Origin of the sequence: Primorskyibacter sp. S87, assembly GCF_049801055.1 — a bacterium.
GTDB lineage: Bacteria > Pseudomonadota > Alphaproteobacteria > Rhodobacterales > Rhodobacteraceae > JBNAGF01.
This window is the reverse complement of sequence record NZ_JBNAGF010000001.1, coordinates 404,682-418,571: the sequence shown is the minus strand read 5'-3', so window position 1 is coordinate 418,571 and position 13,890 is coordinate 404,682. Positions and strand designations below refer to the sequence as shown.

At 59.1% G+C, this 13,890-nt stretch carries 12 protein-coding genes; 4 read left to right on the top strand and 8 right to left on the bottom strand.

Going from position 1 to position 13,890, the window contains the following annotated elements; genetic code table 11:
* Nucleotides 1-12 precede the first annotated feature (12 nt).
* The 4 genes from gndA to ACP15U_RS02110 all read right to left on the bottom strand — a co-directional run bounded on the left by gndA (nucleotide 13) and on the right by ACP15U_RS02110 (nucleotide 4,770).
* Entirely contained in the window at nucleotides 13-1,431 is a 1,419-nt protein-coding gene (gndA, locus tag ACP15U_RS02125) for an NADP-dependent phosphogluconate dehydrogenase (RefSeq protein ID WP_425043473.1), read from the bottom strand.
* A gap of 75 nt (nucleotides 1,432-1,506) precedes the next feature.
* Nucleotides 1,507-2,496 (bottom strand): 2-dehydropantoate 2-reductase, encoded by a 990-nt coding sequence (locus ACP15U_RS02120; RefSeq protein ID WP_425043472.1) that lies wholly within the window; start codon nucleotides 2,494-2,496, stop codon nucleotides 1,507-1,509.
* A gap of 87 nt (nucleotides 2,497-2,583) precedes the next feature.
* Nucleotides 2,584-3,510: an ornithine carbamoyltransferase gene (argF, locus tag ACP15U_RS02115; RefSeq protein WP_425043471.1), complete on the bottom strand. Its 927-nt coding sequence runs from the start codon at nucleotides 3,508-3,510 to the stop codon at nucleotides 2,584-2,586.
* 72 nt (nucleotides 3,511-3,582) lie between these two features.
* Complete coding sequence (locus tag ACP15U_RS02110) at nucleotides 3,583-4,770, bottom strand: aspartate aminotransferase family protein (RefSeq protein WP_425043470.1); 1,188 nt, start codon at nucleotides 4,768-4,770, stop codon at nucleotides 3,583-3,585.
* A 561-nt stretch (nucleotides 4,771-5,331) separates the two neighbouring features.
* On the opposite strand from ACP15U_RS02110, the gene ACP15U_RS02105 reads away from it, so the two are divergent.
* On the top strand, nucleotides 5,332-5,910 hold the full coding sequence (locus ACP15U_RS02105; protein ID WP_425043469.1) for a GcrA family cell cycle regulator: 579 nt from the start codon (nucleotides 5,332-5,334) through the stop codon (nucleotides 5,908-5,910).
* A 180-nt stretch (nucleotides 5,911-6,090) separates the two neighbouring features.
* On the opposite strand, the gene ACP15U_RS02100 is transcribed toward ACP15U_RS02105, so the two are convergent.
* Together ACP15U_RS02100 and ACP15U_RS02095 are read right to left on the bottom strand one after the other, a co-directional pair.
* Nucleotides 6,091-7,368, bottom strand: a complete 1,278-nt coding sequence (locus tag ACP15U_RS02100) for an amidohydrolase family protein (protein ID WP_425043468.1) — start codon at nucleotides 7,366-7,368, stop codon at nucleotides 6,091-6,093.
* 431 nt (nucleotides 7,369-7,799) lie between these two features.
* Nucleotides 7,800-8,318 (bottom strand): YHS domain-containing (seleno)protein, encoded by a 519-nt coding sequence (locus ACP15U_RS02095; RefSeq protein WP_425043467.1) that lies wholly within the window; start codon nucleotides 8,316-8,318, stop codon nucleotides 7,800-7,802.
* Nucleotides 8,319-8,605: 287 nt separating this feature from the next.
* Between ACP15U_RS02095 and yghU the strand changes: the two genes are divergently transcribed.
* Nucleotides 8,606-9,484: a glutathione-dependent disulfide-bond oxidoreductase gene (yghU, locus tag ACP15U_RS02090; protein ID WP_425043466.1), complete on the top strand. Its 879-nt coding sequence runs from the start codon at nucleotides 8,606-8,608 to the stop codon at nucleotides 9,482-9,484.
* Nucleotides 9,485-9,532: 48 nt separating this feature from the next.
* On the opposite strand, the gene ACP15U_RS02085 is transcribed toward yghU, so the two are convergent.
* Nucleotides 9,533-10,321, bottom strand: coding sequence for an SseB family protein (locus tag ACP15U_RS02085; protein WP_425043465.1), 789 nt, complete (start codon nucleotides 10,319-10,321; stop codon nucleotides 9,533-9,535).
* Between the two features lie 74 nt (nucleotides 10,322-10,395).
* Nucleotides 10,396-11,001 carry a uracil-DNA glycosylase family protein gene (locus tag ACP15U_RS02080; protein ID WP_425043464.1) on the bottom strand — a complete coding sequence of 202 codons (606 nt, stop codon included), beginning with the start codon at nucleotides 10,999-11,001 and terminating at the stop codon, nucleotides 10,396-10,398.
* 403 nt (nucleotides 11,002-11,404) lie between these two features.
* On the opposite strand from ACP15U_RS02080, the gene ACP15U_RS02075 reads away from it, so the two are divergent.
* Nucleotides 11,405-12,064, top strand: coding sequence for an ABC transporter ATP-binding protein (locus ACP15U_RS02075; protein ID WP_425043463.1), 660 nt, complete (start codon nucleotides 11,405-11,407; stop codon nucleotides 12,062-12,064).
* Nucleotides 12,042-13,781 (top strand): capsule biosynthesis protein, encoded by a 1,740-nt coding sequence (locus ACP15U_RS02070; protein WP_425043462.1) that lies wholly within the window; start codon nucleotides 12,042-12,044, stop codon nucleotides 13,779-13,781. Before ACP15U_RS02075 ends, ACP15U_RS02070 begins: the two co-directional genes overlap by 23 nt.
* Nucleotides 13,782-13,890 lie beyond the last annotated feature (109 nt).

Below are 13,890 nucleotides of genomic sequence, written 5' to 3'. Positions count from 1 at the left end.
CTTTCCTGAATTCTATTCGCCGGTCCAAATGCCATGCGTCAGCCCGGATCGGTCGATCCGTTCAAAACCATGACGGCCGAACGCGTCACGCTGGGCCTGAATGAGATTGGTGCTTCCCCTCCCCCGGCGCAGACTGTCATACCACCCGACCGCAGCAGCGAGGGCCGGCACAGGCAGACCCGCCGTCATGGCTGCGGTCACAACCCGGCGCAGCGCGGGCAGATGAAGGGCCAGTTCAGCCCTCAGGCCGGGGGTCAGCAGCAGGCCGCCCTCGGGCACCGGTTCTTTCAGTGCCGTGGCCAGAACATCAAGGTAACGGGATCGAATGATGCAGCCCGCACGCCATATCTCGGCAATCCGGGCGAGGTTCAGCGACCATCCGAATTCGGCACTTGCCGCCTGCAAGACCTCAAACCCTTGTGCATGCGCCAATATCCGCCCGGCGTAGAGCGCCTCTGCCAAATCTATCGGCCGCACCCGGAATTCGGAACCTGCGGGATCCGGGCCGGGCAAAACTCTTTCGGCCGCCAACCGCCCTGATTTGTCCGAAGACCAAGCACGGGCTGCAACCGCAGCCTCGATGGTCGATGCCGATTGCCCAAGATGCAGGGCTGCGATAACCGACCAGCGCCCGGTTCCTTTCTGCCCGGCACGATCCTCGATCCGATCTACCAAAGGGTTGCCGGATTCGGGATCCGTGGTCAAAAGAACCTGCGCTGTGGCCTCCACCAGATACGAAGCCAGCGGGCCCGCCTCCCATTCCCGGAACAACGCGCCAATCTCAGGTGCTGCCAATCCGGTTCCGTCACGTAGCAGACCATAGGCCTCTGCGATCATCTGCATGTCGGCATATTCGATGCCGTTGTGCATGGTCTTGACGAAATGGCCTGCGCCATCAGGGCCCATGCGCGCGACACAAGGGTCGCCATCAAATTTGGCCGAGATCTTTTCGAGCAACGGGCCCAGGCGCGTCCATGCTTCTTCGCTGCCTCCGAACATCATCGAAGGCCCGGTCAGTGCGCCTTCTTCTCCGCCCGAGACACCGAGCCCAACATACTCCAGCCCCTTGTCAGCAAATGCCCGGGCGCGCCGGTTGGTATCATGGAAATCGGAGTTCCCAGCATCAATCAGGACATCGCCCTTTTCCAGCAGCGGCTCAAAGACCGCGATCATCTGTTCGACCGGCGCACCTGACGGGATCATCAAAAGCACCACCCGCGGCGGTGTCAGGGCCTGGACCAGATCGGCCGGGGTGTCGGCTGAAACTACCCTGTCCTTCAACTCGCCTGATCTGTTCAGAAACTCCGAAACCAGATCTTTTTCGCGGTTGGCCACTGCGACAGTGAACCCTTGACCCGCAAAGTTCAGCGCCAATGCGCTGCCCATCGTGCCAAGCCCGAAAATACCAATATCTGCCCCGGATCCGGTCATCCAATCTCGCTCGTTGGTTCAAACGGGGCTGACCGCCCCGGTTTCAGGCCAAAGTGTAGCAGAGCCCCAACAGGTTCAAGAGGCGTCGAAGATCTCGGGTTTCAAACCCGGACAGCCCGGCCCCTTTCCTTCGGCATCTCTGACGGCCTGCATTACCTGAGAACAGATCGGCGCCTGGCAGCTGTGACGCTGCGCCAAGGTAAGAATTTCGCCTTGCAAATCGGCGACCTCGGTTTTCCGCCCGGCTTCCAGATCATACGCCATCGACGTGCGCGCTTCGGGGTCGATCGTAATCATTCGTGCCGCAATGCGCGAAAACAGTGGCGTGGGCAGCCGCAGCATATAGGGGTTTGCCCACGCAGGAAGCGGTGTTGTCGAGGCAACTTCGATACCAGCCGTTTTGAGTATCCGCAGCGCTTCAGCCATCTGGTTCGCCATCACTCGCCGCCAGTTCCGGTCAAGCAGCTGGCGTTTGAGTGTCATACCAGACAGGGCATTGAGCGCGTTGTTGAGGTTGACCACCAGTTTGCCCCATTGCACCGCCGCGATCCGGTCGCTGCCAAGAACCGGTAGATGAGGCACATCAAGCGCGCCGGGCAATTCCCCGGAACCGTTCTCGATAACAATCTCGCCCGAGGTCGCCCGATGGTAGTGGCCCGCACCTTTCGGGACCACGTTGAATGGAACCATGCCCGCGCGAACATCGTGACGTGGCAGTTTGCTGCGCAGGTCCTGAACCGGCTTCAGGCCATTCTGCCATGACAACACTGGCGTATCAGGCGAGACATGGCCGGCGATGTCTTCGGCGATGGAAGCGGTGCCACCGGATTTGACTGTCACGATGACAAGATCGGCTCCTGCAAGACTGTCCGCGCAGGTCGATGTCGCAATCTGATCGGCAGGGACATGTTCATCCAGACCGCCAAAGTCGGTTACATGCAGCCCGTTCTGCCGAACCGGATCTAGAACATAGGGACGGCCCAGCAGGGTAACCGAGTGCCGGGACGATAGAAGTGCGCCGGTGAAACACCCTATGGCGCCTGCTCCGGCAATGGTGATCTTCATGGCCCCTCCGCTGGTTCTTTGACACAGCTTGGAGCCGGATTGCGAAAGGGGCAAGGCCCGACCGGTTGGGGTGACGGCAGGGCAGCCTCAGACCCCGAGGCACCAGCGCATTACTGCCTTTTGCGCGTGCAGGCGGTTCTCGGCTTCATCGAAGATGACCGAGTGCGGCCCGTCCATCACCTCGGAGGTTGCTTCCTCTTCACGATGTGCGGGCAGACAATGCATGAAAAGCGCGTCCGGTTTGGCGTGCGACATCAGTTCGGCATTGACCTGATAAGGGCGCAAAAGGTTGTGGCGACGCTCCTTTGCCGATTGCGCATCGTGCATCGAAACCCAGGTGTCGGCGACCACCAGATCAGCACCTTCGACGGCTTTGAAGGCGTCGCGTTCGACAACCACTTTGGAGCCCCTGGAACGGGCGTAACCAAGAAACTCCTCTTCCGGATCAAACTGCGCCGGCCCAGTGAATATGAAATCGAAACCGAACTGCCCGGCCGCGTGCAGGAATGATGCACAGACATTGTTACCGTCGCCTGTCCACACCACCTTCTTGCCCTTGATCGGGCCGCGATGCTCTTCGAAGGTCAGGACGTCCGCCATGATCTGGCAAGGATGGGTGCGATCTGTCAGCCCGTTTATGACAGGCACATCGGCAAATTCGGCCATCTCGGTCAGGATGGTTTCGTCGAATGTCCGGATCATGATCATGTCCACATACCGGCTGAGAACCCGGGCGGTATCGGCGATGGTTTCACCATGTCCCAACTGCATGTCCTTGCCTGACAACAGCATGGTCTGACCGCCCATCTGCCGCACTCCTACATCAAAGGAAACGCGGGTTCGGGTTGACGGTTTCTCGAAAATCAGCGCGACCATCCGACCCGAGAGCGGCTGGTCGTCATCCAGCGCCGCCTTTGGACGACCGAGGCGTGCCTTTTTCATTGCACCGGCCTGATCGATCATGAACCGCAGCTCGTCAGCTTCGGTTTTGTGGATATCTAGAAAATGGTTCATGTCTATATCGCTTTTGATTGCCGGGGCTCAAGCGGTCCACGCCGGCCCCGGAACTCTTGAACAAGAAAAGGATCAGGCGGTTTCGAGTTGCTTCGAAACCTGTACCGCAGCTTTATCGAGGCGCGTCAACGCCTCGGCGATGTCCTCATCGCTCAACGTCAGAGGTGGCAGCAGCCGGATCACGTTGTCGGCAGCAGGAACGGTTATGACCATGTTGTCATAACCGGCGCCGACCAAATCGGTGTTGGCTGGCTTGCACTTGAGGCCAAGCATCAGACCCGTTCCGCGAACTTCTTCGAAGATGTCAGGATGGGCGGCGACCAAGCCTTCGAGCTTCTGGCGGAGCAGTCCCGCCTTGCGATTGACCTCGGCAAGAAAGGCAGGGTCGGCGACGCGGTCGATCACAGCGCATCCCACGGCACAGCCCAACGGGTTGCCGCCATAGGTTGACCCATGTGTTCCGGCCGTCATGCCGCTGGCCGCCTTTTCGGTGGCGAGCACTGCACCCAACGGGAAGCCGCCTCCGATCCCTTTGGCGACCATCATGATATCCGGAGTGATGCCGGCCCACTCATGTGCAAACAGCCGGCCGGTACGACCGACTCCGCACTGCACTTCGTCGAGGATCAACAGCAGGCCGTGGTCATCGCAGATCTGGCGCAGCGCCTTCAACTCGGCGTCAGGCACCGGGCGGATACCGCCTTCACCCTGCACGGGTTCGATCAGAATCGCAGCCGTCCGCTCGGTGATTGCATCGGTCACACCATCCAGATCGCCAAAGGTCAGATGAACAAAACCCGGCAACATCGGGCCAAAACCCTTGGTCATCTTTTCGGACCCGGCCGCAGCGATGCCCGCCGAAGACCGGCCGTGGAACGAGCCGTCAAATGTAATGATATCCACACGCTCCGGCTGGCCGTTATCGTAAAAGTACTTGCGGGCCATCTTGACGGCGAGTTCGCAGGATTCAGTGCCTGAGTTCGTGAAGAACACAGTGTCAGCAAATGAATGCTCCACCAGTTTGTCAGCAAGCGCCTGCTGTTGTGGAATCTGATAGAGGTTCGACACGTGCCAAAGCGCGTTCGCCTGATCGGTCAGAGCCTTGACCAAGTCCGGATGGGCATGGCCCAACGCATTCACCGCGATCCCGGCACCGAGATCCAGAAAGCGTCGGCCATCCGCCTCGATCAGCCAGGCACCTTCGCCTTTCACGAAATTGAGCGGCGCGCGGTTATAAGTCGGCAGAACGGACGGGATCATCGGATCATCCTTTTTCATCTCTTGGTGCCCATCGGGTGAAACAACTGGGTGAATCACGGTTTGGGACACGGGTGGGCAGGTCGTCAACTGGTTTGCTTGGTTTCGGTGTGGTTCCACGAACGAGGGGAGACACCAGGGATCAAAAGGTCCGCGATCAGGCGGAACGGCGTCGGCGTCGGAGCGCAGGGATATGAGCCTGTTTGACCATGAGCACAGCCCATAGCGAAGGATTCGGCCCTTGAAAACCCCAATTGCGCAAAGAGAACATTCAATCTGACCATTTCAGGCGACAGCGGTCATACATGTCGCGCCCATTGCCCGCACGCCGCTTGATGCGCTGCTGCCCGGGTCCCGCCGGTGCCGCGAGCCGGGCATTTTTGATATCTCTGCCTTGGGCAAGATCCGTCGGCAGCGAAGTCGCGCAGGTCCTGACAGTTGCACTTGGCGTTCCGAGACGGACACGGCTTGTAACTCGGCCCGCAGTGATTAGAATAGGAGCCCGATAGAAATTTCCGAAGGCGGCCGCTTGTGGGGCCGCTTTTCAGCTTTGAAAGGCAAGCCATGTCCTGGACTGACGAGCGCGTCGAACTGCTCAAGAAAATGTGGGGCGAAGGCCAATCGGCCAGCCAGATCGCCAAGGAGCTTGGCGGAGTGACCCGCAACGCGGTGATCGGCAAGGTGCACCGTCTGGGCCTTTCCAACCGGGCCTCCGGCGGCGGCTCGACCAAGTCGGAGCCGAAAGAAAAGCCTGCCGCCGCGCCCAAAGCAGAGGCCAAGGCGAAGCCCAAGACCGAACCGGCACGCCCGACGGCACAGGCTGCTCCGGCAGCAGAGGCCAAGCCAACGCCGATTCCGGCACGTAAACAGATTATTCCCGCAGGTCAGCCGTTGCCGCCACAGCCGTCGGCAAACGAGATCAGCCCAGAGGCTCTGGCCAAGGTCAACGAAGTCGAAAAGAAGGCCAAAAAGCTCAACCTCATGGAGCTTACGGAACGGACCTGCAAATGGCCGGTTGGCGATCCGGCCACCGAAGATTTCTGGTTCTGCGGGCTGCCGGTTCAGCAGGGCAAACCTTATTGCGAAGCCCATGTGGGCGTTGCGTTCCAGCCGATGAGCGCACGCCGCGACAGGCGGCGCTGAGGGGCGGACACCATTTTTGCAAGCTTGGCCGCGTTGATAGCGCGGCCTTTTCTGTTGCGATCAACTGCCGAAGTGCCTGTGGGTTCGAGCTCTGCCGAATTATCAACGCTGCGCGGTTGGTTCCCGATTGTCAGTCAGATTGACCCGGTCAAACAGATTAACCCAGTCAAATTGAACAGATCAATTCCGCCACTGCCGGGTCAGGGACTCGCGGTCGACAAGTTTTCCATTGGTAAAGACATGCACGATGTTTCGCGTGTCCGAGATGTTTTCAGCAGGATTGCCCCGCACCACCAGCAGATCCCCCTCCAATCCCGGAAGAACGGCACCCGTGCGGTCGTCGATTTTCAGGATCTTGGCGTTGTCCCCCGTGGCAGCACGGATGGTGCGAACCGGGTCGATCCCGGCCTCATTCACCCAGATTTCCATTTCCCGATGCATGGACTCCCCCGGCCAAACCGTCGGGTACGGTGCGTCGGTTCCCAATCCGATCATGGTTCCGGCCTCAACCGCCACCTGAATGAACCGGACCGCCCGTCGCCGGATCTCTTCGTTGTCGGCCACGTCGCTCAAAATTGCGTCGGTCAGGCCATGATACCGATCCATCGTCCCGTTCAGTTGCTCGGGATCGTTGTGGGCTTCGAGATAATGCGGTGGGGTCACATTCTCGATCAGGGGGTTACCCTCGGTATAGTCCATTCCCCCCAACTTGATCCGCTCTCGCGTGAACAGGTCCATCAGAACAGTGGTTGTAAGAACAAAAACCCCTTCGTCCCGCAAGATTTCGGCATCTCTCAAGGTCGGCTCCAACGCGGTAAACGTATTGTGGGCGTATCCGTCCAGATGCGTCTGCGCCGCGATCCATGGATTTCCGTTGTTGTGCCATAGATCGCAAACGACCCGCATGTCCTGATCATGCGCCGCCTTGACCAGCAGGCGGAGAATCTGGGTGTTCATCCCAACATGGCACTTGATCATTTCGACATCATAGATCTCTTTCATTTTGGCCAGTTCGGCGGAAATAAGGCCATAGTCGGGGCGGGTCAGAAGCATGTTGGCTCCGACTGCTCCGACAGGGGCAGTTTCGTAATACCAGCTTGAGATTGTTACATCTGGTCCCATCCACAGACCGGCCTCAACCATATCGCGGGTGTCGTCTGCGATATCCGGGATGTTTCCGATATCGAATACATGTGTCAGACCGTTATACAGATCTGCGAGCAGCGCCCATTTGATTTCGACCTGCCTGTAACCATTGTCGTTGCCGCCGCGCCAACCTCCAACCAGATGGTGGTGGCTGTCAATTAGCCCGGGCATGACGGTCAGGTCAGTGCCCTCCAAAATCCTGGTGCCTTCGGGTAAATCCAAACTGCCAGTTGGACCGACACCGGCAATCTTTCCATCTGCAACCAGAACATCCTGCGCCTCGACCGGCGCGTTGCCCAAACCATCGATCACGCGAATATCCCTCAAAAGAGCCGGCCCCTCCCATTCATAGGAGGGTTCTCTGGGGTTTAGTTCCGACTCGTCATAAACGACGATCGGCTCCCGGTCGGAGACAACGGTTGAGTCCTGGGAATTGGCGGGGCCGCTGGTTGCCATTACTGCGGCAACGCAAGCTCCAGAGATCGATTTTAGGGAAATTTTCGAAGCTCGGGGCATCACGGAAAAACCTTTGAACAACTGAACTTGAGAAGGGATCACGCCAACCCGGAGGAGCACCCAACCATCAAGTTGTTCTTCTCCACGGCCCCTCTCCGCCGAAAGTCTAGCACCGCTTAGGAAACTCCAATACGGCTTTCAAAGCAAGCTGCATGGCAGATCATTGCCATGCAGTCATCGTTTCGAGAACCCGGATCGATCGGGCGCCAGTTTGATATCTCGGGGCCTCAGTTCTTGACAGGCGCCTCCGAAGTAAACTTGGGGATCGGGTTTTCAGATGCCGGGTTGCCCTCGATTCCCGACCAGTTGCCATCGGCGAGATTGATGTTTCCGGGAATATCCTCCTCCCAGAAGCTGACGACGTTCTTGGTGATGTTTAGATACAGCTTGTCGTCCACAATGCGCCACAAGTTCGGGTTCCCGGGGACCTTCCCGCCCTTGGATACGCCATAAGCACAGTGACCGTCGAATTGCGGGGCAAAGTGGGCTGGATTGCTCAGGAACTTGTCGCGATTCTCTTCGGACGAAAACGCCCAGGTTGCGCCGTTGTAGTCAGCGGTGATCGAGCTATTGCCTTTTATGCCTTCGGGTTGCGGCGAACCGACCTTGGATTGTGGAAGATTGCGATAAGCCACGACATCGTAACCTGACGCCGCATACCCGGTCTGGTCGACGAACTGTTCACCAGCAAACGCAGGTAAACCAAGGGCGGCAGCAGTGGCAAAGGCCAGGGCAAAACGTTTCATATTCGAGGATCCTCACTGATGTGTCATAGGTTACCGTTTCGAGGACCGGATGCAGAAAAGACCCGGCCGCTGCTAATTGTCGAGAATATGCATCGCATCGATCTTGCGAAGGGGGGCTCACCGGGCTGTTACTGTGGTCGCGATTTCGTGATGGAAACCGGCAGAAATGTTTCAGCATACCCGCACAGGGCTTGTGCATGAGCCGCGATTGGACTTTGATCCGCGCGATATTAGCTCGAATTGGGTGAAATTGCCCGACCCCCAAGGATTGAAGGAAGCCGCGCGACATGAGCGATCAACCAACATACACCCCGCCAAAAGTCTGGACATGGGAACAGGAAAGCGGTGGTCAGTTTGCCTCGATCAACCGACCCATTGCGGGGGCGACGCATGACAAGGAACTGCCTGTAGGCAAGCATCCCTTCCAGCTTTACTCGCTGGCCACGCCGAACGGTGTCAAGGTTACCGTGATGTTCGAGGAACTGCTGGAAAAGGGTCACGAGGGTGCCGAGTATGACGCATGGCTGATCAACATCGGCGAGGGTGACCAATTCGGATCGGATTTTGTCGACATCAATCCGAACTCCAAAATCCCGGCCCTGATGGACCGTTCAGGGCAGGAACCTTTGCGTGTCTTTGAAAGCGCATCAATCCTGATGCACCTGGCCGAGAAGTTCGGAGAATTCCTTCCCAAGGAGGGACCGGCCCGAACCGAGACTCTGAACTGGCTGTTCTGGCAGATGGGCAGCGCGCCCTATCTGGGCGGTGGATTCGGGCATTTCTACGCCTATGCGCCTGAAAAATGGGAATATCCCATCAACCGCTTTGCCATGGAGGCCAAGCGCCAGCTTGACGTTCTGGACCGCGAACTGGCGAACAAGACCTACATTGCGGGCGAGGACTACACCATCGCCGATATCGCGATCTGGCCTTGGTATGGGCAGTTGGTTCTGGGGCGTCTCTACAACGCCGCCGAGTTCCTCGACGTGACAAGCTACAAGAACGTGTTGCGCTGGGCAGAAGCGATCGACGCACGCCCGGCAGTAAGCCGAGGGCGCATGGTCAATCGGGCCTTTGGGGAATTGCAGTTTCAGCTGCGCGAACGGCACGATGCCAGCGATTTCGAGACCCGCACACAGGACAAGCTGGAACCTGCGGCAGAGTAAACTTTCCGCCGTCCCGGACGGGCAACTTCCTGCCCGTCCGATACAAGCCTACTTCAATTTCGGAGGCGCATCCGGGTCCGTCCCCGGTGCCTTGGGGCCAAAAGCCCGGACCTCGGGTTGTGGCAGATCGAACCGAACGCCAACTTTTGCCAGCTTTGCGGCAACTGGGTCCTTGGCGGCGAAAAAACCAACATCCATCGCGCCGGCCTCGATCCCGGTAAAGGTGAGCGCCTCCGATGCAGCCTTGGCCAGCGCCCCCTCTGCCCCTTCGACTGTATCGACAAACCCCAACATGTGCCCCTGCCCGCCGTCGCGGTAGCTCACCCCGACAAGGTAGGCCCCCGCCGCCAACCCCGTCGCTGTGGCCAGCTTGGTATCCAGTGCAGCCAACAGAACCTCCGGCAGTCCTCGCGGGGCGGTGACTTCAGCAAGGGTTGCCTCAATTTCCTGTGGCCCGTGTCCGAGTGTTTCCTGCAACCATGACAAGGCCTCGGACGGGATCAGGATGGAACTGGGTGCCACCTCGAGGTTGAGTCCCAAACCGATCCCCTGCCCTGCCAGCATTCCAGCCAACACACGCCCCGAAAGCGCTGCATAAGGCGCGGGGTTTCCTGCAAACTGCGCCAGCCTCTCTTCGCGATCAAAGGCAAGAACAAAGCGCCCGTCTGCCAACTCGAAGAGTTCAGGCGACAGGTTCTCTCCCTTCGCTTCGTGGCTCAGCATGAGGAACAATTCGCAATCGGCCAGTCTCTCGAAGAAGCGCAGGCGCGCGGCGTCGTTGTCCGGCGCGTTCTGCATCGCTGCATGAGCAGTATCAAGCGCGGTCGTTTCGGTCATGGGGCTTCCTCAAGCAGTGCGGCCTTGACCCAGCGGGTTAGGGCGCAATTGCCCGGTTTACAAGCCCGGAGAGGTCAATCCGCCAGCACCTGTCTCACCGCCTCGCGCAGCGCTGGAAGGATTTCATCACCAAACCACGGGTTTCGCTTCAACCAACCGGTATTGCGCCAAGACGGGTGCGGCAAAACAAATGTCCCATTTGGCCGCGCATTCCAGTCGGCCACAGCCTCGGTGACCGGGCGGGAATCCCCCAGATGCTTCTTTATCGCATAGCCTCCGACGATCACCCGCAAGGGGACCGGGCCGATCTCCTCAAGCACTCGGGCGTGCCATGTCTTCCAGCACACCGGTGGCGGAGGTAAGTCGGATCCTGCCGCGTTGTAGCCGGGAAAGCAAAAGGCGGTCGGCAGGACCCCCACCCGATCGCGGTCATAGAATTCGGCCTTATCCATGCCCAGCCAATCCCGCAGCCGATCGCCGGACCGATCATCGAAGGGCCTGCCGCTTTCATGCACGCGAAGCCCTGGTGCCTGCCCTGCGACGAGTATCCGAACACCCGGCCTGTACCAGACGACTGGTCGCGGAGCATGCGCAGTCTTTGTCGCCGCAAAACGGGTCGCACAGATCTTGCACCGGGCGATTTCAGCCGCGAGGCCCCTAGCATCAGATTGACCGTTCATCTCCCCTCGCGTCCCCGCGTGTCATATTCCGGCAGCGCCCGACCCGGGTGGCCATCCGTCGCGCTGAGGGAAACAGTAGCGCAATGCCGCCGTTTTCACAGCCCGGTCCGAATGCCCTTGGAAACAAGCCAACGCGGGCAATCGACCTGCAGGGCATCATCCTTTCCCCGGTTTCCGATTGATATTTTGTTTCATATTCCGACATAATGTGGCCTAATTCGAAGGGTAAGCCGTTAAGACATCTTCCGTAAGGAGAGAGACGGCACAAAGGCGGTAAAAATGCACCGCAAAAACGGGCAGATAGCAGCCATGCGGGCACCATCAGTGTCGCCGACGCGGCGGGCAGCAAGGAAACAGGACGACGGCCACCCGGGGCCATCCGGGATGTGAGCCGGGAAACAGAATGCTAGAATTCGAGAATGTCAGCAAATCTTTCTGGACCGGCACGCAGCGCAAGGTAATCCTCGATCGGGTTTCATTTCGCGTCGAGCTCGGCAATTCGCTTGGCATTCTGGCTCCGAACGGCACCGGGAAAACCACTCTCATTCGGATGATGGCCGGACTGGAAAAACCCGATGAGGGTGAGATCCGCCGGGGCTGCAACATTTCCTTTCCGCTTGGCTTCATGGGCGGTGTTGTCAGCCGTGTGTCGGCAATGGAAAATGCCCGTTATATCGCCAAGCTCTATGGGCTTGATCCCGACTATGTCGAAGCCTATTGCCGGTGGCTTTGTGATCTGGGTGAGTATTTCGACCAGCCGCTCGGCACCTATTCGTCAGGAATGCGGGCCCGGTTCTCGTTCGCATTGATGCTGGCGCTGGATTTCGACATCTACCTGATCGACGAAGGCATGCCCGGCACCACCGATGTTCAGTTCAACAAACGCGCCGGTGCGATCCTCGAGGAACGGCTGAGAACCACCACCATCATCATTGTCTCGCATCAACCCGAGACCTTGGAGAAATTCGCGCGCTCGGCCGCCGTCCTTCTGGACGGCCAGCTTTACATGTATGACACCTTGGAAGAAGCGAAACAGCTCTATGACTACGAAACCCAAGGCTAAGAAATTCCGCATTCGGCGCAGCGCACCGATGAATCCGGCGCAAGGCGAAGCTGCGGCGGCGCAGGCAGCGACTCGTACGCGCCGACCGGAAAGCGCAGCAGAAGCACCACAGGCCGGAGCGCAACCGCACCCCGAACCAACCATGGCCCCGCAGGCTGCACCCCGTCGCCCAGCCTCGGGACAGGCTGCAGCGCGGCAGATGCAGGGACAGGTTTCCTCGGCACGCGAAACCTCGGTCGATGAGGCGATCGACGCCATTCGCCGTGAAGGACTGACAGGACGTCAATTGCGTATGGCCCGGCGCGTGGCACAACGGCAGAACCTGCCGGCCACCTCGGATTTTGATGCGGTGCGCCTGTTGCGCGAACGCGGGATAGATCCGTTTCAACGCGCCAACATGCTGGAGCTTGTCGTGCCGCAGGGCGGTGCCGATCAGCACGACGGCGCCCGGGACGCGTTTGCAGACGTTCATGCAAAGGGCGACGATTCACAGCAGCGCGTGCAGCTGCCTCAGACGGTTCCCACCGGCAAGAACACACTGCCGTCGACCGAGATGAACCCGATGGAACGCCGGAACCGCGAGATCAGCGAAATCCAGCAGGATATCGCACGACGCCGCCGCAAGAAACTGATGCTGTTGATGACACGGCTGGCCTTCTTCGTGATGCTGCCAACGCTGATCGTCGGATGGTATTTCTATGTCGTCGCCACACCGATGTATTCGTCAAAGTCCGAGTTTCTGATCCTGCAGGCCGACAATGCCGGCGGCTCGGGACTGGGCGGATTGCTTTCGGGCACACAATTCGCCACCAGTCAGGATTCGATTGCGGTGCAGTCCTTCCTGCAATCCAAGGACGCGATGCTGCGGCTTGACCGCGACGTGGGTTTCAAGACGCATTTCACGCAGGAATGGATCGACCCGATTCAACGGTTGGGCGAGAACCCCACCAACGAGGAAGCGTATCGCACCTATTCCAAACATGTGAAGATCGGATATGATCCGACCGAAGGCGTGATCCGCATGGAGGTAACCGCCGCCGACCCGAACGTGGCCACCGATTTTTCCGAGAACCTGATTTCCTATGCCGAAGAGCGGGTGAACAACCTTTCGCAGCAAAAGCGCGGCGACCAGATGCGGGATGCGCTGGACGGGTTCGATCAGGCCCAGCAGGAAAGACGCAACGCCCAGGAAGCGTTGGTGCAACTGCAGCAAAAGGGAGCGATCCTCGACCCCGAAGGCGTGATCGCCGGATTGAGAAGCCAGATCAACAATGTCGAGCTGCAGATCCAGGAAAAGCAACTGGCGCTTGCCGCCCTTCTCGACAACTCACGCCCCAACCGCGCCAAAGTAGAAGGCACACAGGGCGATATCCGCCGATTGAACACATTACTGACCGAGCTCAACGAAAAGATGGTCGATGCCTCAAAGGGCGAAAATTCGCTGGCGCAACTGGCAGTCCGTATCCAGATGGCGCAGGCCGATCTGGCAACGCGTGACATGATGCTGCAATCGGCGCTGCAACAGGTCGAACAGACCCGGATGGAGGCCAACCGTCAGGTCCGTTATCTGACCACATCCGTGCGGCCAGTCCCGAGCCAGGAGGCGAGTTATCCCAGAAAGTTCGAGAACACGATACTTGCCTTTCTGATCTTCGCCGGGATCTATCTTATGATCTCGCTCACCGCGTCGATCCTGAAAGAGCAGGTCAGTTCCTGAAGCACCGGCGCCCACCGGGTGGCCGCGTGCCGGTCTGAACATGTGTCACTGGCCGGGTATCTCCCCTTGACTTGGGGGCGGGCATTTGGTCGACACATGATCACGCACG